Raw genomic sequence first — 21,158 nt, forward strand, 5'->3', positions numbered from 1 at the left:
TCGCCCACTGACGGGCCGAACGACGCGCTCATCTGTGCGGTCCTCTCGTGCACGACGGACCTGGAGTGCGGCCAGGGCTGCGGCCCATGTATCACGACGGGCACCCTGGGCGTCTGCGCTGCCTACAACTCAGGCGACCCGTAGGCGGCAGCCGGTCAGCCCGTGGTCACCCCTGGAAGGCCCGCCAAGAGCGCGCGGCGGCTGCGTGAGCTCGGGAGGCTCGGCTCCGATTGCGAAACTGCCCTCACTTTTTTTCGCGCGCACCAGCTTGACCCAGTTGTTCCGGCGTCCTTCGTCGAACCAGACGATGTCCCGGGACACCGGCCAGAAGGTGTAGGTGAAGTCCGACGGCTCCACTTTCTTGCCCTCGTATCCTTTGGCGTTGGACTCGACGCGCCAGAGACCCGTAACGACGAATTGCTTCTGGTCGTTTACCCGAGCTTCCTTGGTCTCGGAAGTGATGGTGTGGTCGGGCCAGTTCGGGTCGGCGTGCATCTCATGGCTGGTGACGACCAGCTTCTTGCCCTCGAGCTTGACGAACGTGCGGAAGTTCTTGCCCGCGCCGATGTCCTCTTCCCAGTCGCCTCGAATGAGCGGCGCGAAGTCCGCGTCCTTCACGTCCAGCATCAAGCCTTCGAACGACGCGGGCTCGAGGCTAGCCCGAGCAAAGCGATCATGCGAAACTGCACGTCATTGATGGGGCGGCAGAAGTTGACGGATCGTGTCTTCATTCGTGATCGGTTAGGCGAACGCCAGCACGCCGTCCTGCGCCCTTTCTTGGAGCAAGCGACGGGAGCGATTGGGGTCCGGCGCTTCGTGGCAGAGCAGGCCGAGCAGGGCCAGGTGCCGTTGCTTTGTGACGCGCCGTACGGACAACAGCGACAGGAGTTCGGGAGTCACGCTGGCCAGGATCCGCGCCCACCGATCAAACGGGAGTCGAGCCAGTCGAGCTCCGCGATCGTCCTCACGAGCCGATGCAGTCTGCGGCTGACCAGGAGCGTTAGGATCGCGGAGTAGAGCAGGGTTTCTGACGCGTAGCGGTTGCCACTGGGCATTTCGTGGATGCGGTAGGCGCTCTTCAGCTCTCGAAACAGGAGTTCGATCTCCCAGCGCCCCGCGTAGATCGCCGTGATGCTCTCGGCCGGCATCATCTCGGGCGGAGCGTTCGTGATGTAGCGATGCCAGAGCCCGAGCTCGTGATTGTAAATCGCGACGATTCGGAATTGAGCCGTGTGGTGCGTGATCTTCTTGCGCCGCAAGACGTACGAGACTTCGCCCTCGACATCGATCACGTCGTCGGCGATGGCGTGCTGGCAGTCGCGGAGCTTCTTGTTCACTAGATGAGCGTGGTCCGGACGGTGACTCTTGACGATGGTGGGGTTGCCTTGTTTCTTCAATCGGCAAAGAAAGTAGCCGTCGTGCTCAGCGATGCTCTTGAACAACATTGCTCGGTAGAAGCCCAGGTCGAAGATCAACAGCTTCCCTCGCACCCAGCCTCCGGGCTTCAGCAAGTGCACGTCGTGGGTGCTTCCCGGACTGATCTGAAGGGTCCGCGGGCCGCGACCCACCACATTGCACACCATCGTGAGCTTGGCCGATGCCGGCGTGTGGTGGGTCCAGACGGACGGGTAGTGCTTCGCGAGACCAGCGTGGAGGCGAATGATGCACGAGTCGATCGCCAGGACATCGGCGAACGGTTTGAAAGCCTTGCGCAGCTTCTCCTTGGCGCCAGTGGTCTTGCCGAGCGCCTCGTCAGCGAGCTGCCTCATCAACTGCACGAGCTCGGCAGTGAATCTGCCGTGAAAAGACGAGCGAGCCAGCGTCGCACCGGCGAGGAGCTGATAGGCTCTACGCAACCCACTCAGGCTGCGCACTCGATCCAGGCTGAAGCCGAGCACCAGTGCTTGCACAAAGTGCACGATGTCGACTTTGCGCTGACGCTTGACGACGCCGAGCTCGCGAGCGAGCTCGATGACTCGCGCGGGCGGCAAAACGCTGGCAATTGTCGCGACAATCTGGCTTGCTCGGGCACGAGCCATCGCTTCCTCCTTTGGACGTAGAACACCCTGAGGGGATCAGAGGCGGTGGCTCGCTACCAGCTCGCGCAGGTGTGCATGCGTAACCGATCGAAATGATCTAGCTAATCGGTCCCGCCAACCACATCACGTCGGCAACGTGACGTGGTCCCGCGCGCGTTGCTCGGTCATCGGCGCGCCCTTAACCGAACACGAATGATCGTGTCTTATGCGATCTTCGTGTTCCGTTTAGGTTGGAATTCGGGACTCTGTGGAAACCGATCCGGATCCGTCATGCGACTACCCGCTGCTTGGCGAGCCGCCGGGCCGACGCCTGGAGGGCACGCCGGTGGAACGGCAGGAAGTCGAGCGCCTGCGGGACGATGACCGTCCACCTTGGCAAGGAGCCGAAGAGGGTGACGGGCCGTGTCGACCCGTTACAAATCCGCGAGATTACGTGACCACGCGTGTCTGGGCGTTCCGTCCCGTTTCGAAGGTGGGGTGTGCATGGGGTGTGCATCGGCACCGTGCGTGCGCGCGTCCTCTCGCTCTTGCGGCGCAAGGGCGTGATCGAGGACGACGCAGTCGCCCGCGACGCCAAGCTCGCTGACAGCGAGCCCGCCCTCGCCGCGCTCGCAGCCGCGTCCGTCACCGGCACGCTGCCCGCAGGTCCCGCCCTTCGCCGTCGAGACCCCATCCAGCTCCGCTGCGAGGCGGAGCTCCACACCAAGGCCCTGTGCGCCACGGAGGGTGGCTTCTCGCTCCACGCCGCAACGACGGCGAGGCCGGCGATGCCGCGGGACGAGAGGCACTGTGCAAGTACATCCTGCGCCCGCCGATCGCGAACGAACGCGTCCAGCTCCTTGGCGACGACCTCGTGCGCCTCGTCCTCAAGAGGCCGTTCAGCGACGGGACCTTCGCGCTCGACCTCGACCGGAGGCGCGGCGGTGCCTGGCCGCAGCGAAGCGGAAGGGCCTGAGCGCCGGACTTGTTGGCGCGGGCTTGGGTGATCGCGGAGGGAGCTCGGGCGCGGCGGGTCGCGGCGGGTGGCGATCGCCGCCGGCGGCCGCCGGTTCGCCACCCCGAGCCCGCGCATTTTGCGAGGGAAACATCGGCCTTCCGGGGTGGCACGCCGCTGGCCATAGCGCCGTCGTGTGGGCCACCCCGCACACACTCGCCCCGAGCCCTCGCGCGTCCGGCATCGACCGGAGAGCACGCTGCTCTACCAGACAGTGGCGGAGCATTGGCCGGCGTTCCTCGAGCGCGCGGACGAGCACGGCGGCCTGCCGCGCTTCGTGGTGAAAGAGTTCGAGGCCTACCTGTGACTGCGGGTACTCGGAGCTGGTGGCTCGCGGCGCGCGCTCCGAAACGGGAAGTGCGCCTCGTCCAGGACGCCCCACAGCGGCTGCTCTGCCCGCGTCAGCGTGGCCCAGGCTGGCGCGCCTGCCCACTGAGCGCGGACCAGTTTTCGTACACTACGGGCTCGATGCCATGGTCGGCCAGGATTTGTTTGATGGTGCTTCGCCCGAGCTAGTGTCCCAGGTTTCGCATTGCCGATGCGGGTCGAGCTCTGCTTGCGCGCGGTCTCTACGTCGGTCAGCGCCCGGTGTTTGAGCTCACCCGCCTGCGAGCGCGAAGGGCTCGGGACCTGTTTGCCCAGCGCTCGGACGAGCCGGGCGCCGTGGCCAAGAGCCCGAAAAGGAGCTGCGTTTCGTGGATGACTGCTGATCGCCGCCACCAGCACTCTGGCCCACAAGTACGCCATCGTGCGTTTGGCAACGTCACCGTTTCAGGTCACCGGTACGAGGCTCGGGTCGAGCCGGTTGGATGTGTTGCCAAGACCGCCAGCGTCTCTCGGATGCTCGCGCTCGCGCGGGTAGAGGACGCGTCGTTCCGGGTTTGGTGGGTTCTCGCCACCTGTGGGCGGGGCTCGCTCCGCGCTGCAATTCACGCAGTCCGCCGTGCTAGCATCGTTTCGTGGACGGTCTCGACGACGCATTGCGCGTGATTGCCAGCCTGAACCAGGCGGGCGTCGACTACATCGTCGTCGGCGGTGTGGCGCTCAACCTTCATGGACTGGTGCGTGCCACCGAGGATCTCGACCTGTTCGTTCGCCCGGACCCGGAGAACGTCGAGCGCTTGCGGCGCGCGCTCAGGGCCGTTTGGGACGACCCGGAGATCGAGCAGATTACTGCCGAGGACCTGTGTGGAGATTACCCGGTCGTCAGGTATGGGCCGCCGGAGGGCACCCTCTACCTCGACATCCTGACGAGGGTTGGTGAGGCCACGCAGTTCTCGGACCTACGGTTCCAGGAGAAAGAAATAGAGGGTGTGCGTGTTCGAGTGGCAACCCCCGCGACGCTCTATCGCATGAAGAAGGACACTGTACGCCCCATCGACCGGGCCGATGTCCTAGCGCTCCGGTCGGCGTTCGACCTGGAAGAAGAAGATTGAGGAAGACATGCCGCTGTTCAAATACCGATCGGTCAGCGACGTTCCCAGGCCCGAGAGAGTCAGTGACGCGCTCCTGAGCGCGCGCATCCGGGTGTTGTGGTCGCGCTCACGCTCGTTCTTTCCGTTCAAGCCGCGTCCAGGTGTGCGACGCTTCCGAACGATAGAGGACGCAAACGACGACCGCATGCGGGCCACGACGGAGCGCATGCGGCGTGGGGCGAGCGCCCCGTAGCAGTTGCCCGAGATGGTCCCAGGCTTGCTCCCGTACCCCGAGGCCCTGGTGGTTCTCTCGAGATGGTAGTGCTCCACGTACTCGGCGACGATCTGCCGCAAGTGCTGCTCGCCGAGCGGGATGACACGCCGCAGGCACTCGTGCCTGATTGATCGAACGAACCTTTCCGCGTAAGCGTTCAAATTCGGGCCCCTGGCCGGCAACTTCACGGTCTTCACGCCGGCCGTGACGAGAATCTTGGTGAATGTCTGCGTGAACAGCGGGTCTCGGTCGTGAATGAGGTAGCGCTTAAGGCGACGCCCATTGAGTTGCTCGCGAAGCACGCGATTCTCCTCGAGCAAGTACTCGATGACCTGTTGCTGGCTGCGCTGGATGAAGCCAGCAACGCTGAAGACCCAAAGATGCATCACCAGAGCTCTCATCCAACGAATGTAGATGGGCCGAACGGCTGCTGCAGAGGGAGCCGCATTGGCAAAAAAAATCGGCGGCGATTTCGTGGGCTGGGTTTTCGTACACTACGCCTTCGGGCCGTGCCCACGGCGTCACGACACCCGCGCTGGCGTGATAGTCTCATCGACCGTCGGGACGTGGTCCGCTTGATGAAGGAAATGGCCCGCCAACAGCTGCCACACGCGGTCGTCGACGGCTCGCGCATCGTGTACTCGGAGTCCGGGAGCGGACCACCGCTACTGATGCTGCATGGATACCCGCAGAATCACCGTGCTTGGCGGCACCAACAACAGGCGCTCTCCCGCACCCGCCGCGTGATCGTGCCCGACTGGCTGGGTTGGGGCGACTCGGATCGCAACCTCCAGCTGTCCGTTGACTTCGAAGCCGAGGTCGCCCGGGTAGCCGCCTTCCTCGATGTGCTCGGACTCGAGCGCGTGGACCTCGCAGGGCACGACTACGGCGGGCTCTTGGCGCTCGGCTTCGTGCAGCGCTACCCCGACCGAGTGGCCAGCTTGGTGATCCTCAACTCGCGCGCTCACCGAACCTTCCCGGGCATGTATTACTGGGTGACAGCAGTGGTTGGGGTGTTGGCACGCAGCCGCGCGCTCCGCTGGCTCTTGTGGTGTGCGCCGCTCTACTCGATCCACCGCCTGGGCTTTGCACGTTTCATTCGTCGCCGCTGTTTCGACGCCGAGCTCGTCGAATCGTACATTGGCGTCTTGCGCGGACCGGGCAAGCGGTGGTGGGTGAAACTGTTCGCCGACTACGAGCTAAAACCCATTCCCGAGCTCGGCCGCCGACTCGCTGAAATTCGCTGCAAGACCCTGCTACTCTGGGGGACGGACGATGGCTGGTGTCCGGTAGCGATCGCAGAAGACCTGGCGGCGTCCATCCCCGACGCCGAGCTGGTCCGAATCGAGGGCGCCGACCACTTCGTGATGGAGGAGCGCCCGACCGACGTCACTCGGGCGCTCGAGCGCTTCTTGTCATCGGCTGCGGACCACAATACCCAGGCGTGACCGTGGAGCTCCGCGGAGGAACCTGATAACGACAGGGCATGCTTCTTGGCCCTCCTGGCGGGCGCGGTCGGGCCGACCGCATGTACTTCTGCACGGTGCGCTTGGCGACACGAATGCCGAGCTTCAGAAGCTCTCCGCGGATGCGCTCCGCGCCCCAAAGCCGGTTGTCCCGAGCGATTGTCCGGATCAGGTCGACGGTTTCCACAGCGATCCGCGGTGCGGCGGCCCTGGGGTGGCGTGACTTCCAGCGCCAGAAAAGGCGAAACCCATGACGGTGCCAGCGAAGCCGGGTCTGTGGCTGGACCAGAAGGACGGCGTTCCGCCAATGGCGAACGAGACCTGCCGAAAGGACCATGAACCCGCGCTCGTGCGCCTTGAAGCTCGGGCGCGTAACTGCCGTCGGGTGTCACGAAGCGCGTCGCGCGGCGACGATGAGCTGCTGGCGCAGAAGCGCGTTCTCGGCGATGAGCTCCTCACGCGACCGGAACGCATCCTCCACGACTCCGACGAGGACCGACGTTGGAAGCGTTGCAGCACGAGCAGTGGAGTGCAGTCGTCGCCCCACGCTGGCGATAACGTCTCCAGCCCATCGAGCAAACGCGGTCAGCACCCGACGATTGTCGCGATCCAAGAGAACCGTTCAAGTCTTGTTCGGCACGCACTCCTGCGCGATCATGCGGCGGATGCGAATTGTAGCCAGCACAGGTGCATCTCATGCGGCTCGACGACCATCACCTCATCGTGCGCATTGAGTTTGCCGGACCCGAGAAAACCAGCGGCGATGCCGCTGCTATCTCCCAGTGGGGTGCGCTCCAGGCGATTGATCGAGAACTCCATCTGGATGAACTGCAAGGACTCCCCTGCGAACACTGGTTTCCTCTTCGTGCAGGGCGTGAAGCCAAGCCGGGGTGATCTCGTTTGGGTTTTCGAACACCACGCCGAGTGGCTGCTGCAGAGGGAGCCTCATTGCCACAAAATCGGCGGCGATTTCGTGGGCTGGGTTTTCGAATACTACGGGGTCGGGTTCGCACCCAGGATACGGGCGCTGTCCCACCACGCGCGACGCTGAGCCCCCGTGGGACGGCGCGGGGCGACACTCAGCTGCGCGACGCCGCCGCGACCGCCGCCAGGAACTCGCGGAGGGCGGCGACGCCCGTGGGCGCTTCCGCTCGGATCCGCCCGGGGTCCACGGTGGAGTACCCGTGCGCGATGCGATTGCGAACCCGCACGATGGCACGCATCGCGCCGGCGAGCTCCGGCGTGATGCCACCTCGCTGAGCCAGAACGTCGAACGTCGAGCCGACATCGTCTGGCGGCGGCCAACCCGCGTCCGCTAGCCAGTGCGCCGCCAGATCGATCGCCTCCTGGATCGCCAGGAACAGGTAGAAAGACGCCAGGTCCGCTCGGCGCGCGTCACTGGCCAAGAGCTCCACGCTCACGCCGAGGAGCTCCTCTACGTCGCGCAACCAGGCATCCGCCCGCGCGATCTTCTGCCCGGCGACCTCAGCGCGCACCACGTTCGAGACCCTTCAGCCGGGCGATGGCCGCGCTCTGGATGAGTCGCGCGTATGGCGCGAAGTCCCACCAGTCGAGCATCGCCCTGGCGCGGAAGCTCACCCAGCTGCCCGGCTTCACCTCCTTCACGACGACACCGGCGCGTGCCATCTCCATGCGCAAGAGCGGAGGCGCATCATCCAGATCGATCAGGTCGAGCGGGGCGCACAGGCCTCGCTCCAGCCGATTGGCGAGCGACCGGCGCTCGGTCGGGCATAGACCCGGCGCGAACCGCACGCCGAGGTCGACATCGCTCGCGGACGTGGCGCGCCCGCTGGCGTGCGAGCCGAACAGCAGTGCGAGCTCGACCCGCGGCTCTTCCGCCAAGAGCTGCTGGAGGTGCTGGACCAGATCCATGACTTTGGCCCACTGAGCATAGCGCGGCAGCCCGGCGCTGGGCGGTGAAATCTCCCGTCGCGCCTGGTCTCACTCTTGCTTGGCGACAAAGCTCCGAGCGCAGCTCTTGGTGGCCAGATCGAACAAGCAGATCTCGTCGTCGTCCACGCACAGGAACGGCTGTACCGGATACTTCGCCTATCCGGAGCGTGAAGCGCGTCGTCACCGTCACGCCGCTCGCCGGTAGTCGTGATGCAGTCCGTTCAGGACGGGGCGCGCAATCACCGCGCCGCCCCCCGCGGCCGCGGTCGAGCACCCAGCGGGGACGAGCTGACCGATCCCTTGATGGTTTCGGCCCCGGTCGAGGTAACCCGTACTGTACCAAAACTGGTCTGCGAAAAATCAAGCCGCATCCCGGTAGTAGTAGCGGAGCGTTCCACCGAGCCGCTCCCGACATCGAATCGTCCGCCCGCCGTTCGAGTTTGCGGGCGGCGCTTCGATCAGCGCGTTGCCGAGGCCCTGATGGTTTCTCTCGAGATGGTAGTGCTCCACATACTCGGCGACGATCTGCCGCAGGTGCTGCTCGCCAAGCGGGATGACACGCCGCAAGCACTCGTGCCTGATACCTGTCACGGCGTGGCGCGCTTGCGCCCGGCGGTCCTCAACCAGCGTCGCGTGGTCTCGCGCTGTCGATGCAGACCTGCGCCTTGCCGCAGCCCGCCACACCGCCGTCGGCCATGCTGGCTTCGAGACGTTCGCTGTGTCCAGCGGCGCCCGAGGCCGTCAGGTTCAAGGATCTCGCCTCGTCCATCCGATCGGTTTGCCCCATGTCCCGTCGCCCTGTGTCGGTAGCGCGGTTACTTCTCGGCAGCGGCGACGCGCGCGCTCGCTTGCCAGTGAAGCTCAGCATCACGAAGTGACCCGGCTCACGCTCCAACTCGACTGAACGGCACCGCGGCCCTTCGGCTATTTGCGCTGGTCCCGCGCTCTCTCGAGGAACGCGACGTCAATCAAGTCCTGCGGTCGCCCGACTGTCCGCTTGTTGGCTATCAGGTCGTCGATGCTCGCCACCCGCAACGGGAGTTGGTCGAGCACGACACTCGTCGCGCGCGCAAACAGGTCTTCAGCCGTGACGCCGGATATCTCCCGCAGGAAGTCGACGCGAAGCGGCGCCTGGCCCAAGTAGACCACGTCGCTCGGCGCCATGGTGCGCACGGCCGCGCAGATTGAAGCGGGAGCGCCAAACGCCCCGAGCGCCTCGGCCGCACGCTCGAGATTCTCCGGTGTCCCACGCAGCACGAAGTCGATGTCCTTGGTGGCGCGGGGGCGCCCGTGGAAGGCCACTGCCCAGCCGCCTACCAGGACGTACTCAACGTCCGCGCGGCCTAACTCCGCCAACAAGTCTCTGAAGTCGGGGGGGAGGTCCATGGTCGCCTTCGAGCCAGCGCATCTCTTCGATCAGTTCGGTCATGCCACGGATGCGCTCGGCTGGCGACGCAGAGAGCCAGAACTCCAAATCCGCCCGATCCATTTCGAGGGGGCTGTGCGCGACCCCAAAAGTCCAGGTCCTGCGCCGCGCTTCCGCGCGAGCCACCGCGGCAGGGTCGCGATCGGTCACCTCGGAATCATGGCACACGGCGCCGCACTCGGTCTTGGGCAGAGACAACCGTCGAAATCCGCGGCGTTTTGAGCGCGGCTTTGCGCAGGTTCGGAGGCGGAAGGCAGCGGCGGAGCGGGCGGCTGCGCGCCCCGTTCGATCTCAAGGCAACTTTTCGGCGGCGCCCAGGCGGGCGGTCGGCGCGGGGTCCGCCGCCATAGGATCCACGGGCTCGAATTCGTGAAGTCGGTTTGCCGAGCCCGCGCTCGCGATAAGGGCGCCCCGGACTTCGTGCTCTCGATTCTGCCGGATCCGAGCGAGCTCATCCCGCCGGCGGTGCGACGCCTTGCGGGTTGCTCTTGCGACGGCAGTGACAGCGCGCCGGTGTGTGTCATCGAGTGCCGTTCCGGCGCCGGAGCGACGGGCCCGGTCGCGAACGGGTCAGGAGGTGGTGGAGACGACGGCTTTGGCGACAAGAACACCGCACCCGCTGCTGCCTTCGGAGGCAAGGCAACGAAACCCGCCGGCTTCAAGCAGCAGACCAAAGGCGGCGCCACGACCTCGGAGGCGCATGCGACTTGCGCAGGCCAATGCGTGATGCCGGGCTGCTCCGCCATCTCTCCCAAGACGACGGCGCTGATGTCGTGCTTGGCCAAGCGTCAGCTCGTCACTACCCCCGGCCAAGTCGGAGACAGCGCCGAGCGTGACCTGAACAGACGATCGCGATTTGGGGCGGCGCTGGCGCCGAGGTCCCGGCTGCCAAGAATTTCGGCGCAGGCGACGCACGGCTCTCACGAAGGAGCGAACGGCTGACGACGTTCGCCGCGCTCGGCATCCAGTTCTCGATCGTGAGGCCCCCTCGCTGAACCCAAATTGTGCGCAGGATCTCGCGTGGCCGTCCGGCGGCGGCCACATCGTGCGATACATCCCCCGCGCTTCGCGCCCATCGTGGGCTCGTGCGCGCCCGGAGGAGTGCCCATGGTCCTTTTGAATCCGAAGCAGCACGCGCGGCAGTATCCCGACGATCGGTCGCTCGAGATCATGCGGAAGACGATCGAGTTCTTCGAGAAGAAGGGGAAGGTCCGGCTCAAACAGGACGATTTCGCGCGGACTTGGTACGCCGACTTCCTGGGGTTCGTGAAGGAGGAAGGGGTCTTCGCCACGCTGCTGACACCGGCCGGGGAAGGCGCTGGGGACACACGCTGGGACACCTGGCGCAACTGCGAATTCAACGAGATCTTGGGGTTCTACGGCCTTTGCTACTGGTATGCGTGGCAGGTCACCATCTTGGGGCTCGGCCCCATCTGGATGAGCGCGAACACCGGCAAGAAGAAGCAGGCTGCGGCGCTCCTCGGCCAGGGCGGGATCTTCGGCTTCGGCCTCTCCGAGCGCACGCACGGCGCAGACATCTATTCGACGGGCATGACCCTGACGCCGCAGCCCGACGGAACGTACGTCGCCAACGGCGAGAAGTACTACATCGGTAACGGCAACGAAGCGGCCTTGGTTTCCACGTTCGGAAAAATCGCTGGGACAGACGAGTTCGTCTTCTTCGCGGTCGACACGCGGCATCCCAAGTACGAGCTGGTGAAGAACGTCGTTGCGAGCCAGTCGTACGTGGCCCAATACGCGCTCCACGACTACCCCATCACGGAGTCCGATCTCCTCTCGCGGGGCAAAGAAGCCTGGAACGCGGCGCTCAACACCGTCAACATCGGGAAGTACAACCTGGGCTGGGCCTCCATCGGGATGTGCACCCACGCCCTGTATGAGGCGATCAATCACGCATCCAGCCGCCGTCTCTACAACATGTACGTGACGGACTTCCCGCACGTGAAGCAGATGTTCACCGATGCGTATGCGCGCCTCGTGGCCATGAAGCTCTTTGCGCTACGGGCGGCGGACTACATGCGCTCCGCCTCCCCGGAGGATCGTCGCTACTTGCTCTACAACCCCGTGGTGAAGATGAAGGTGACGACGCAAGGCGAGGAGGTGGTGAATCTCCTGTGGGACGTCATCGCTGCCCGCGGCTTCGAGAAGGACACGTACTTCGAGATGGCGGCTCGCGATATCCGCGCTCTCCCGAAGCTCGAGGGCACGGTACACGTGAACATCGCGCTCATCTTGAAGTTCATGCCCAACTACTTCTTCTCGCCCGGCGCCTTCCCGCCCGTGCCGAAGCGCGACGACGACGCCAACGACGCGTTCCTCTTTGACCAGGGGCCCACGAGCGGTCTGGGGAAGATCCAGTTCCACGACTACGAGCCGGCGTTCGCTCTGTTCGATGTGCCGAACGTGGCCGTGTTCCGCGAGCAGATCGCCGTGTTGAAGGAGCTGCTCGCCACGGCCACGCCGGACGAGGCGCAGCGCAAGGATCTCGATTTTCTCATGACGCTGGGTGAGATGTTCACGCTGGTCGTGTATGCCCAGCTCGTGGCCGAGAACGCCAAGATCTACGGCGTCGAGGCCGACCTCGTCGACCAGATGTTCGAAACCCTCGTGCGTGACTTCGCCCGCTTCGCGCAGCAGCTTCACGCCAAGCCCAGCAGCACCGAGGCGCAGATGGCCTGCTGCCTACGCTTGATTCGGAAGCCGGTGTTCAGCGAGCGGCGCTACGAGCACATCTGGAAGGACCACGTGTATGCCCTCAGGGGTGCATACGAGATGACGCCCTGAGCCGTCGAGCTCCAGCTGCTTCTGAGCACTACCGTACAAGTGCCCGACGCCAGGTGAGCGTGCCGGCCGAGGTGGCGAAGCCACCGCGCTCGCCCGAGGGGGCTAGTGAATCGTCGCCGACTTTGCCCCGTGCCCCTCGCAACAAGAGTGGCTGTCGTCGCCGGTCAATCCGTACCATTTCCGCCGTGCGCGGGCGTGCAGGTCGAACGCCAAGCCCTCGACGGTCAACGTCGCGTCGAGCTCGTCGCCGGGACTCACGTCCGAGCGCAGGTAGCCGATCAGATAAACGCTCCGCTTCTCCCGCGCGCCGAGCACACCATCGAAGGGCCGCCCGTCGGAGCCGAGGACGTACCAGCGCGCGACGGGAAACGGCATGGCGCCGTGCAGCTCGGGGCGCGCCAGCGTGAGCGGGCGCTCCGTCAGGTTCTCGAGCCGGACGTGAGCGCGGTAGGCAGCGCGGAGGAGCTTCTCGCGACCGTGCACGAGCTCGCTGTGCTCGCCGTGGACTACGAGATCGACCGCTGCACGAAGCGTAGCGCTCTCGCGAGTCAGCGGCGGGCTGTCGCCGGTGGGGCGAGGCGCGCTCGGCCGCGGCTCGACTGTGAAGCCCAGCTGGCGAGCAACGGAGAGCAAGCGCAGGCGATGCTCGATCATGGCCTCGGTGATGTAGCCGGCGTCCTCGCGTTCACTGATGGCGGCCAGCGAGCGCGCGATGGCGGCCGCGGCGTCCGCTGGCGGGCCCGAGAGCAACTCGGCCGCCATCTGCTCGGAGTGATCACAGCCGCACGGACACCCCTCTTCACCCTTGACTCCGCGCGGAAGCGCAGGCGGGGGCTTGTATTCCTGGCACGGGCCGTCCTGAGTGCAGCACAGGTTGTTGCGGAGGAAACACTTGCCGCGCGCCTTGCAGTCGACACTCGCGCGGCAGTCGTCCTCGGACGCGGCGATGCACTTGCCTTGTGCCTTGCAGCGCCCCTGCCCGGAGCAGTACTCGCTCGCTCGGCAGTCGGAGTCCTCGGTCGCGATGCAGGCTTCGCCGCGCGACGTGCACTGGCCGCGATCCCGGCAGTCGTCCGTGGTGCGGCAACGGTTGCAGCCCGAAAGCAGCAAGAGCCACGACCCGAGCCCCATCGAGACCAGGAGCAGCTTCCAGCCACGCGCCAGCATGCGCTGAGTTGGTATCACAGATCTCGCCAGCGATCCGTTGAACCATCGCGAGAGCCTCTCGCGCGCGTCGTCGGGCCCTAAGCTCGGCGGTATGCGGCAGGTGCGGCGCGTTAATGTCTACTGTGCATGCAGCAACCGGGTCCACGAGTGCTGGCGGGAGGTCGCCTCGAGTCCCAGCTCCCGCTCGCGCTGGCGGCGAACAGTTGGAGCGGCGTGGAGCCAGGCTGTTTGTCGCAACGATAGATGCCCGTCTGCGTACTCACGTAGACCGCGCTCGCATCCACGGCGGTGCCCCACGGTGCGGCCAGATTTTGGGCGACGGTCTCGATGCTTCCCCCCGTGATCGACTTGCGCTGCAGCGTGCCGCTGTTCGAGTTGACCCAATTCAGGTGGGTTCCGTCGAGGGCGAGCGTGCGCGGGCCGGCGAGCCCACTCGCGAACGTCGAAAAGGCGGCCATGCTCACTGCCGCCGAACGGATCTCGTTGGCGTCGAAGGCGGCCCAGTAGACGGTGCTCTCGCTGGCTGCCGTGCCCTCGTTGTCCGCCGGAGCGTTGATGCTCACGAGCTGCGTCTTGCCCGCCTTGTCCATGCGCGTGACCTCGTTGCTCGTGCTGACGGCACCAGGCCGGCATACGACGCGAGCCACTCCGTGTTGAGCGTGTTCCCGGTTCCTGGTCTGCACACCCGATGCGTGCGACCCAAAGCGGAAGAACGCAATCCAGTGCAGAATGGGCACCGGTTCGACAGCGGCTCCAATGCCCGATTGAGCGGAGCCACGAAAACGGGCAGACTCGTGAGTCATGTGGCGCCCTTCGCTTCGGCTTTGCAGCGGCACGGCCGTGCTGCTGACCTGGCTGCTCACGGGCTGCGGCAGCAAGTTCGAGTCCACCTCGGACGAGCCCGGCGCTGCAGCATGCAACGGACCCGGCGCCCTCTCGGACAACTTCGACGATGGCGAGCTGAGCGACGCCTTTGTGTCTCAGCTGTCCGGCAGCGGCATGCAGGTCGAGGAGTCTGCGGGCGAGCTCGTCTTCACGCCGGGGGACAGTGGCGGTGGGGGCAGCCGCGAGTCGCGGTATGCCATCGACGTCCGGGGCGGGTTTGCGGTGGTGGAGGTTCCCGAAGTCAGCGGAGGACTCTCGGGCAAGAGCGTCCAGTTGACGCTGAAGCGCGACAACAGCTCGACCGTCTCGATGACCGCGCTCGATGACAATCAGAACCCCGGCGCCGAGCTCTTGAGCTTCGACGTGACCACCGCTGCTGGCACTACGAAAGCCACGGCTCCCTACGATGCCACCCAGCACCGTTGGTGGCGAATCGGCGAGAAGGACGGTGTCTTGGGCTTCGGCGCGTCGCCGGACGGGCAGAAGTGGACCACCTACCACGAAGTTCCGACTCCGTCCTTCGTCGCGGCCGCGTTGCTCCGCCTCGGTATGAACGACAAGGGAACGGTGACTCCCGTCGGCCAGGTTCGCTTCGACAACCTGAATCCCAAGTCCGGTAGTTTCTGTGGCATCGACCGCCTGCGCGAGTCTTTCGATGCGGAGCTTGGAGAAGCGTGGGCGATGGCGGAGGACACCGACTGCTCCGCGAGCGTGACGGGAAGCAGCTACGAGGCCACGGTTCTGCCGGGAGGTACCGGGTCATGTTCCATTACGACGCGCCACGGGTACGACCTTGCCGGACGGGGACTCACGTTGGCGTTTGACACCTCTCCCGCGGCGCCCTCCGGCATCACCGTCACCCTCACGCTCTCCTCCGGGCCAACGGACGCACTGACTTTCGAGCACTACCAGGGCAAGCTCAAGGCTACGACCTCGCTCGGCACGGTGACCAGCAACGGCTCGGTCGAGCTGGCGGATGGGCCTTCGTGGTGGCGCATCCGGGAGAGCGGCGGGCGGATCGAGTTCGAGGTCTCGAGTGATGGCAAGACCTTCGACTCCGTGAACTCGGTGATCGTCGGAGCGCTGCCGCCTCGGTTTCTGGCGTCGTTGCGGCTTCGCGTGAGCTCCGCGCAGCCGGCCGATACGAAGCTCGTTCTCGCAGCCATCAACTGAGCTCGAGCCAAACGCACGCGCGTTTCGAGGCAATCCCTCGCTGCTAGCGCCGCGCGCCACCCGCGAAAGCGTACCAAGCGTTCTGGTACGATGCCGACGGGTTTGTCGCCCTTCACCCGGTGCGCGCCGGCGCTGACCTCGCAGCGGGTGGCCTCGTAGGATTTGCCTGCACTGGTCCCCGCGGACTCGCTGGTGCAGGTGCTCGGCGGCGCGCCGTCGAGAGTGAGGACCGTCCCCGCCTGAGCGGCAGCGCCCGCGCGCGACGGCCGGCGCTACTTCGACTGAAAGCTGCCGACCACCCAGTGTGCCCTGTGGCCGTCGATACCGAGATCGATGGATCCCTTCTTCGGGCTCCCGCTGCCCTGCTTCGCGACGACGAACTGGTAACCAAGCGCTGGGACGGCGAAAACGTAGTCGATGTTGCTCCCCCCTACGTCCGAGGCTCGCGGATGGAGCGACGTCGGATCCCACGCCGGGTTGCAGCTGTTGGCGTCGCGGGGGCGATTGAGGTCTCCAGTCACGACGACGTTGCGCCCCTTGTCGATTTCGGCCGCCACCTCCGCCTTCAACACCTGCCACGCCTGCTTCCAGTATTCCTTGCGCTGGGCGACCGCAGACTTGCAGGACCAGGCACCGGCGATGAAGTGCGTGTTGATCATGGAGAGGTTTCGGATCTGGTGGAACGAGACCACCACGTAGCGCGTCGGACTCACGCCGGCCCAGCCCGGTGAAGCGAACGTCGCGTGGGTGTGGATGGTGTCGTTGGCGCCCTTCGACGTGATCGGCGTGTGCACCGACTTGGGTCGCACCGTCTCCCACCCCGCCGCTGCGGGAAACGCTGCCTTCAGCGAAGAGATCTCGCAGCTGTCACCGCACGGGTCGCTCTCGCCGATCTCCTGCCAGCCGATGAGCTTGGGTCCGCTCTTGCCACTGATGACGCCTTCGATCTTGTCGAAGACCTTCTGGACGTCGGCCGACGTGCCGTAGGTGCGGCCGATGTTCGCGGTCGCGTACACCATGTCGACCTCGAACTGGGAGTTCGGCTCGTTCGGGTCCGGGGTGGGCGTGGGTCCGGGGTCTGGCCCGGAACCGGGATCCGGAGCTGGGGCGGCGTCGGCGCCGGCGCTCGGGTCCGGGTCCGGGTCTGGGTTGGGCTCGGATTCGTCGCTGGGGCCCGCGTCCTCGAGAGCTACACCCACGCCACCCCATCCAGGATCCGGGAGGCCGCCGCCGTCGACTGCCGGATCCCCCGCCATCGGGACGTCTCCTGTATCGGCGCCGCCGCAACCCGCGGCTCCGAGCAGCAACGCGGCGCCGAGGAAAAGCAGCAACGCAAGTCCGCTCGAGGTGCTGCTCCCAGGGCTGGAAACGGAACAGCTCTCGACTTCGCCGTCGCCCTGGCTCGGTATCTTGGGCATGTCGGTGGGCGTTGCAGGTCCCGTTCCAGTGACACTGCTGGACTAGAGCTGGTTTTCTCCCTCCCGCGAAGCTGCCCGCCGACACCCCCGCGTCCCGAACCGGCGGGATCCGCGCCGTTCCGCTGCTTCGACGCGTCAGAACATGTCTCTGACACCTCGCCGAGGTCGTGCGGGACGGAACTGACGCAGCGGCCCTGCGTCCACGCCGCGAGCTGAATGGCCAAAATCCGCGCTCTCCGTGGCCAAATGGCACCGCTCGGGAATCCCGCGCTCGGGTGGTCTACAGCTCGGTGGGTGACACAAGCGTTGGAGACCGACTACCTCTTCGTGGGCGCAGGCGCGATGGGCATGGCGTTCACGGACGCGTTGATCGATCACGCAGAGGTGCACGTCACGCTGGTCGATCGTCGCCATGTGGCCGGCGGGCACTGGCAGGACGCCTATCCGTTCGTCCAGCTGCACCAGGCGTCGGTGTTCTACGGCTTCGGCTCGACGGTGCTCGGCAGTGGCGTCAAGCAGCAGCAAGGGCGCGCACGTTCGGAGCCGAGCCCGACATTGCTGCGTGGGCGAATGGTTGCGCGCTGAATCCGGCGCGCGTCGAGGCGTCACAACGCGAGTTGCCCGCCGTGCAAGCCGCCGCGGCGCGGATGGCCGAGCACATGGAGGCGGGTCTCGCGCGGATGGCCGAGCTCGCCGACGCGGGCTGTGACGCTCGCCACGAGCGATCAGAGAGGTGACGCTCTTCGGCGGCACGCCGTTGTAACTTCACTCGATGAGTGTGCAACAGCCCGGTATGGATGCCGTGGCTTCGCCGTCGGAGCCAACACGCGCATCTCGACCCCTCCCGCGCCTCCGCATCGAGGTCCGAAACTGGGGGCCGTCGTAGCCACGAGTCAACTCAACGGAGGAGCCGGATGGTGGAAATCTCACCGGGTTCCCGCTTCGCGCGCAGCGCGCTCCCGGGCCGCCGAAAAAGTTTGGGGTCGAGCCGCATGCGCTGGATGACTCGCGGGGACGCCGACGGTTTCTTCGGTCTGAGCTCCGGTCACCCGATGCGCTATCCTCGCAGCCCATGAGGAAGCTGGCCTGGGGGATGTTCGTGCTCGCCACCGCGATCGCTTGCGGAGGCGAGTCGGAGAGCGATGGCGCCGGCGGGGCCGGGGCCAGCGGCGGTGCGGGCGGGGCCGGCGGTGCCGGGGCCAGCGGCGGCACAGGCGGAGCCGGCGGTGCCGTGGGGGGCAGTGGCGGCAGCGTGGGCGGCAACGCAGGTGCTGGCGGCGCGAGCGGCGGTGCGGCGGGCAGCGGCGGCGTGGACTGCAATCCGAGCACGGTCCAGTGCAAGGCGATGCAGCCCCTCTGCCCCAAGGGCGAGGTGCCTGCAGTGCAGAACGGTTGCTGGGGACCGTGCGTGCCCATCCTCACCTGCAAGACGGTGAAGGACTGCTCGGCCTGCACGAAGGGCTGGTGCGCGGCCTACGTCTCGTTCAGCACGGACTACCGCTGCGTGTCCCCGTCGATCCAGTGCGCCGCGCTCGCCTGCTCGTGCCTCGCGGACTACTTCTGCGTCGCGCCCTTCAACGCTTGCACCACATTGGTGGGCGGCGCGACGAAGGTGTCCTGCGAGTGCCCGACCTGCTGAGGCTGTGGCAACGAATCGATCGGACCTGTTTCCCATCGGGACGTACGTCGCGCCGGTCGCGCCACCACGGCCGCCCTCACCGTCGGTCGTTGAATCACCACCGCAGCCCGCCAGACAAAACGCCACCGAGAGCAACACCGCTGTCTTACGCATCGCGCAAAGACACGGCATGGCGTGAGCGTCCGCGACCCAGCCGTGGGGCGGGTGGAAGGTCGAGTGAGTGGACTCCTGCGAGTCCGACGGATCGTTGAGTTATCTGCGTGACAGCCTGTTCGCGCCGGGGATGCTCTCACGAGTCGGGCGTCCCGCGCTGGACGGCTTCTGGCGCGCGCGGCCGTCGTTCGAGAACGGCGAGCTCGTGTTGCTGGACGCCGAGCAAGTCGACCTGATGCCCGTCGAGCGCTGAGCTCCCGGCAGATCTCCACGGTTCTGCGGGAAGGCTTCGGCAATCGCCGCTCGAATGTCTCCGGACCACTCGGAAGAAACGCTGCACGTGCCCACCCTCGTCCTTCAGATGGGGATGCAGCACCACTCTCTCGAGCGGAAGACGGCTAGACTCGTCGCCATGGCCAAGCTCGGGCGGCTGGGTGTCGCGCTCGCAACGGGCCTCGCGGCCTGCACCGGAGCGCTGCCCGCTTCGCCGCCGGGCAAGGCCTCGATCGTGAGTGTGCCGCCCGATCGCAGCGCAAAGCCCCCCGACCCGGAGCCGAAGAGAGTCCACCCGACGCCCGGTACCCGCGAGCTGGTGGCTGCGCTCGTGCGCGCCGAGCGCATCGAGGATCGAGCGCAGCGCTGGCAGGAGTGCCGCCGGCTCCTCGAGGCCATTCGCGGGCTCGCCGATCCGCGAGGCGCTGACGCTCTCGCAGCCTACACCGCCAGCGACGCAGGTTGGCCCGGCGACCCAGAGAGGGTGCACCGCCGAACGCTCGCAGCATTCGCGCTGGCGGAGCTCGGCGATCTGCGTGCAGTCCCCGTACTGGCCTCGCGCCTGTTGCTCGATCCGTTGGACGTCTATCGCGATGACGACCCGAACGACGCCATGCTGCGCCGCACCGATCAGGAGCGGATCATCGCGGCACGGCTGATCGGGGACCTGGCGACGCTGCATCCGGCCGAGCGCGAGCGCGTCCGCGCGCAAGCGCAAGACCCCGTGCGGAGCTGGCTAGAGAGCGGGCCCGCCCCGCACGCGAACGGCCTGCGGGCTCTCGCGCGCATGCAGGTGCAGGACGAAGTGTCGAGGAAACAGCTGAGAGCCTGGGCCGATCCGTCGGGTGCACTACCCAAACCGGGCGCGATGCCGCCTTTCGACGAGAAGTGGGTCATTGCCCAATCGGCCTTGCGCTACATCGGCGCGCTCCGCGACGACAAATCGTGGTCCATCTTGCAGAACCAGCTCGGGCGCCGCCCAAAGGGCTTCGACGCCACGACGGACGCGCTCATCAGCGGCGGCAGCGCGATGCTCGGGATGGCGATCCGAGCACTGGCCATGGGCGCCGCGAGCGGTTTCGCCGAATGGGGCGACGCACGAGCGGTACCGCTTCTGCTGAAGCACGTGGAGGACGACAAGCAGAACGAGCAGAGCCGGCTGGAGGCTTGCCGCGCGCTGGGCTTCAGCTTGGACACGGCGAGCGAGCGCGAGGTCACTACGCGGCTCCAGAAATGGAAGTCGGGCGCGGACAAGTCGTCGCGGTTCCGAGTCACCTGCTTGCTCGACGTGCTGGAGCGCCACCCCATCGCTCTTGCGACGCCGCTGCTGATGGACCTGACGCGCACGAGCCCGGATCCGTCACTGCGCCTGTCGGCGGCACGAGCGCTAGGTCACTCGGGGTTCGACGCGACCGTCGAAAGCGAGCTCGTGGCACGACTCGGCGATTCCGCCCTGCGGCCCCCTGTCGCCATCGCGCTCTTGCTCGGCGGCTCAGCCGACGGTGCGAAGCGCGCCGTCGCGTCTTACCCCGGCGACGGTGACAGCCCCGGGCTCTCCGCGTTGCGCGAGCAGTATGCCCAGAGCTTGGGTGTCCCGAGCGACGCTGATCTCGACAACGGCACGCTCTTCCGCTTCGTCAGGAACGCCCGCGCCGTGAGTACGCTCTCGCGCGGACAGCAGCCCATCGACTTCGCGGTGTTGCTCTTCAGTCAAGCACGCGGGCAAGCCGAATACGACTCCGGTCCGCGCTCCCTGACCCGCGTGCTCGCACGCAAGCGGCTGTTCGAGCTGGCGCGGTCTGGCTCCGAAGAGCAGCGCACCGCCGCGGTGGACGCGCTCGGGCTCTTCCAGGAGCGTGGAGTGCTGCTCGCGCTCGGGCAGGGCAGCGATGCCGTGGCGAAAAGAGCGGCCGAGGTTCTGGCGGGGCTCGGGCCGGAGGCGGGGCACTGAACGCCAATTGCGCGGCGTCAATCGCGGTGGTCCATTCGGCGAATGCGGATTCGAGCTCTATGGCGGGCCGGACTGCGTTGGCGTTTGCCGGCAAGCCGCGGAGGGGGGCTCTTGCTCGCCACGACCATGCGACGGGCGTGAAACCCGCGCTCCGAGTCGTACGTCC

21 protein-coding genes and 1 pseudogene are annotated in these 21,158 nt (G+C 66.4%); 10 read left to right on the forward strand and 12 right to left on the reverse strand.

Annotated features, from left to right (window positions below; translation table 11 throughout):
- Positions 1-129 precede the first annotated feature (129 nt).
- Entirely contained in the window at positions 130-627 is a 498-nt protein-coding gene (locus IPI67_38655) for a hypothetical protein (protein MBK7586094.1), read from the reverse strand.
- A 269-nt stretch (positions 628-896) separates the two neighbouring features.
- On the reverse strand, positions 897-2,039 hold the full coding sequence (locus IPI67_38660) for an IS4 family transposase (GenBank protein MBK7586095.1): 1,143 nt from the start codon (positions 2,037-2,039) through the stop codon (positions 897-899).
- A gap of 1,130 nt (positions 2,040-3,169) precedes the next feature.
- On the opposite strand from IPI67_38660, the gene IPI67_38665 reads away from it, so the two are divergent.
- Together IPI67_38665 and IPI67_38670 are read left to right on the forward strand one after the other, a co-directional pair.
- Entirely contained in the window at positions 3,170-3,340 is a 171-nt protein-coding gene (locus IPI67_38665; GenBank protein MBK7586096.1) for a hypothetical protein, read from the forward strand.
- A gap of 652 nt (positions 3,341-3,992) precedes the next feature.
- The gene (locus tag IPI67_38670; GenBank protein MBK7586097.1) at positions 3,993-4,469 is read left to right on the forward strand and encodes a nucleotidyl transferase AbiEii/AbiGii toxin family protein; all 477 of its coding nucleotides are present in this window, start codon (positions 3,993-3,995) and stop codon (positions 4,467-4,469) included.
- Here the strand turns inward: IPI67_38670 and IPI67_38675 are convergent.
- A complete protein-coding gene (locus IPI67_38675) occupies positions 4,428-5,108 on the reverse strand; it encodes a transposase (GenBank protein ID MBK7586098.1) in 681 nt (226 codons plus the stop codon). The genes IPI67_38670 and IPI67_38675 overlap by 42 nt on opposite strands.
- A 201-nt stretch (positions 5,109-5,309) precedes the next feature.
- On the opposite strand from IPI67_38675, the gene IPI67_38680 reads away from it, so the two are divergent.
- Positions 5,310-6,170 (forward strand): alpha/beta hydrolase, encoded by an 861-nt coding sequence (locus tag IPI67_38680; GenBank protein ID MBK7586099.1) that lies wholly within the window; start codon positions 5,310-5,312, stop codon positions 6,168-6,170.
- A 672-nt stretch (positions 6,171-6,842) separates the two neighbouring features.
- Here the strand turns inward: IPI67_38680 and IPI67_38685 are convergent.
- The 6 genes from IPI67_38685 to IPI67_38710 all read right to left on the reverse strand — a co-directional run bounded on the left by IPI67_38685 (position 6,843) and on the right by IPI67_38710 (position 9,488).
- Complete coding sequence (locus IPI67_38685; protein ID MBK7586100.1) at positions 6,843-7,040, reverse strand: hypothetical protein; 198 nt, start codon at positions 7,038-7,040, stop codon at positions 6,843-6,845.
- Positions 7,041-7,267: 227 nt separating this feature from the next.
- Entirely contained in the window at positions 7,268-7,687 is a 420-nt protein-coding gene (locus tag IPI67_38690; GenBank protein ID MBK7586101.1) for a DUF86 domain-containing protein, read from the reverse strand.
- On the reverse strand, positions 7,674-8,081 hold the full coding sequence (locus IPI67_38695) for a nucleotidyltransferase domain-containing protein (GenBank protein MBK7586102.1): 408 nt from the start codon (positions 8,079-8,081) through the stop codon (positions 7,674-7,676). Before IPI67_38695 ends, IPI67_38690 begins: the two co-directional genes overlap by 14 nt.
- A gap of 381 nt (positions 8,082-8,462) precedes the next feature.
- Positions 8,463-8,669: a hypothetical protein gene (locus tag IPI67_38700; protein MBK7586103.1), complete on the reverse strand. Its 207-nt coding sequence runs from the start codon at positions 8,667-8,669 to the stop codon at positions 8,463-8,465.
- Positions 8,670-8,721: 52 nt separating this feature from the next.
- Complete coding sequence (locus IPI67_38705) at positions 8,722-8,871, reverse strand: hypothetical protein (protein ID MBK7586104.1); 150 nt, start codon at positions 8,869-8,871, stop codon at positions 8,722-8,724.
- A gap of 155 nt (positions 8,872-9,026) precedes the next feature.
- Complete coding sequence (locus IPI67_38710) at positions 9,027-9,488, reverse strand: nucleotidyltransferase (protein ID MBK7586105.1); 462 nt, start codon at positions 9,486-9,488, stop codon at positions 9,027-9,029.
- Between the two features lie 409 nt (positions 9,489-9,897).
- Between IPI67_38710 and IPI67_38715 the strand changes: the two genes are divergently transcribed.
- Positions 9,898-10,470 (forward strand): hypothetical protein, encoded by a 573-nt coding sequence (locus IPI67_38715; GenBank protein MBK7586106.1) that lies wholly within the window; start codon positions 9,898-9,900, stop codon positions 10,468-10,470.
- 165 nt (positions 10,471-10,635) lie between these two features.
- The gene (locus tag IPI67_38720) at positions 10,636-12,333 is read left to right on the forward strand and encodes an acyl-CoA dehydrogenase (protein MBK7586107.1); all 1,698 of its coding nucleotides are present in this window, start codon (positions 10,636-10,638) and stop codon (positions 12,331-12,333) included.
- A 102-nt stretch (positions 12,334-12,435) separates the two neighbouring features.
- Here the strand turns inward: IPI67_38720 and IPI67_38725 are convergent, their stop codons facing one another.
- Both IPI67_38725 and IPI67_38730 read right to left on the reverse strand, forming a co-directional pair.
- Entirely contained in the window at positions 12,436-13,500 is a 1,065-nt protein-coding gene (locus IPI67_38725) for a hypothetical protein (GenBank protein ID MBK7586108.1), read from the reverse strand.
- Between the two features lie 110 nt (positions 13,501-13,610).
- Complete coding sequence (locus tag IPI67_38730) at positions 13,611-14,147, reverse strand: hypothetical protein (protein MBK7586109.1); 537 nt, start codon at positions 14,145-14,147, stop codon at positions 13,611-13,613.
- 154 nt (positions 14,148-14,301) lie between these two features.
- Here IPI67_38730 and IPI67_38735 point away from each other — a divergent pair, with 154 nt between their 5' ends.
- Entirely contained in the window at positions 14,302-15,558 is a 1,257-nt protein-coding gene (locus IPI67_38735) for a hypothetical protein (protein ID MBK7586110.1), read from the forward strand.
- Between the two features lie 272 nt (positions 15,559-15,830).
- Here IPI67_38735 and IPI67_38740 read toward each other — a convergent pair whose 3' ends face one another.
- Positions 15,831-16,976, reverse strand: coding sequence for a hypothetical protein (locus IPI67_38740; GenBank protein MBK7586111.1), 1,146 nt, complete (start codon positions 16,974-16,976; stop codon positions 15,831-15,833).
- A gap of 246 nt (positions 16,977-17,222) precedes the next feature.
- On the opposite strand from IPI67_38740, the pseudogene IPI67_38745 reads away from it, so the two are divergent.
- The 4 genes and pseudogenes from IPI67_38745 (at position 17,223) to IPI67_38760 (ending at position 20,992) form a co-directional block, all read left to right on the forward strand.
- Positions 17,223-17,480: pseudogene (locus tag IPI67_38745) on the forward strand (NAD(P)-binding protein).
- Positions 17,481-18,048: 568 nt separating this feature from the next.
- On the forward strand, positions 18,049-18,615 hold the full coding sequence (locus IPI67_38750) for a hypothetical protein (GenBank protein ID MBK7586112.1): 567 nt from the start codon (positions 18,049-18,051) through the stop codon (positions 18,613-18,615).
- Between the two features lie 220 nt (positions 18,616-18,835).
- Positions 18,836-19,021 (forward strand): hypothetical protein, encoded by a 186-nt coding sequence (locus tag IPI67_38755; GenBank protein ID MBK7586113.1) that lies wholly within the window; start codon positions 18,836-18,838, stop codon positions 19,019-19,021.
- A 159-nt stretch (positions 19,022-19,180) separates the two neighbouring features.
- Positions 19,181-20,992, forward strand: a complete 1,812-nt coding sequence (locus IPI67_38760) for a hypothetical protein (GenBank protein MBK7586114.1) — start codon at positions 19,181-19,183, stop codon at positions 20,990-20,992.
- The last annotated feature ends 166 nt before the right edge of the window (positions 20,993-21,158 follow it).

This window comes from Myxococcales bacterium, assembly GCA_016706225.1.
In the GTDB taxonomy this organism is placed as follows: Bacteria; Myxococcota_A; Polyangia; order Polyangiales; family Polyangiaceae; genus JADJKB01.

Excerpts from the sequence above, each read along its gene's own strand:
- IPI67_38655 (MBK7586094.1), bottom strand. The coding sequence starts at position 627 with ATGCTGGACGTGAAGGACGCGGACTTCGCGCCGCTCATTCGAGGCGAC.
- IPI67_38660 (MBK7586095.1), bottom strand. The coding sequence starts at position 2,039 with ATGGCTCGTGCCCGAGCAAGCCAGATTGTCGCGACAATTGCCAGCGTT.
- IPI67_38675 (MBK7586098.1), bottom strand. The coding sequence starts at position 5,108 with ATGCATCTTTGGGTCTTCAGCGTTGCTGGCTTCATCCAGCGCAGCCAG.
- IPI67_38680 (MBK7586099.1), top strand. The coding sequence starts at position 5,310 with ATGGCCCGCCAACAGCTGCCACACGCGGTCGTCGACGGCTCGCGCATC.
- IPI67_38695 (MBK7586102.1), bottom strand. The coding sequence starts at position 8,081 with ATGGATCTGGTCCAGCACCTCCAGCAGCTCTTGGCGGAAGAGCCGCGG.
- IPI67_38705 (MBK7586104.1), bottom strand. The coding sequence starts at position 8,871 with ATGGACGAGGCGAGATCCTTGAACCTGACGGCCTCGGGCGCCGCTGGA.
- IPI67_38710 (MBK7586105.1), bottom strand. The coding sequence starts at position 9,488 with ATGGACCTCCCCCCCGACTTCAGAGACTTGTTGGCGGAGTTAGGCCGC.
- IPI67_38720 (MBK7586107.1), top strand. The coding sequence starts at position 10,636 with ATGGTCCTTTTGAATCCGAAGCAGCACGCGCGGCAGTATCCCGACGAT.
- IPI67_38725 (MBK7586108.1), bottom strand. The coding sequence starts at position 13,500 with ATGCTGGCGCGTGGCTGGAAGCTGCTCCTGGTCTCGATGGGGCTCGGG.
- IPI67_38735 (MBK7586110.1), top strand. The coding sequence starts at position 14,302 with ATGTGGCGCCCTTCGCTTCGGCTTTGCAGCGGCACGGCCGTGCTGCTG.
- IPI67_38740 (MBK7586111.1), bottom strand. The coding sequence starts at position 16,976 with ATGCCCAAGATACCGAGCCAGGGCGACGGCGAAGTCGAGAGCTGTTCC.
- IPI67_38750 (MBK7586112.1), top strand. The coding sequence starts at position 18,049 with ATGAGGAAGCTGGCCTGGGGGATGTTCGTGCTCGCCACCGCGATCGCT.
- IPI67_38760 (MBK7586114.1), top strand. The coding sequence starts at position 19,181 with ATGGCCAAGCTCGGGCGGCTGGGTGTCGCGCTCGCAACGGGCCTCGCG.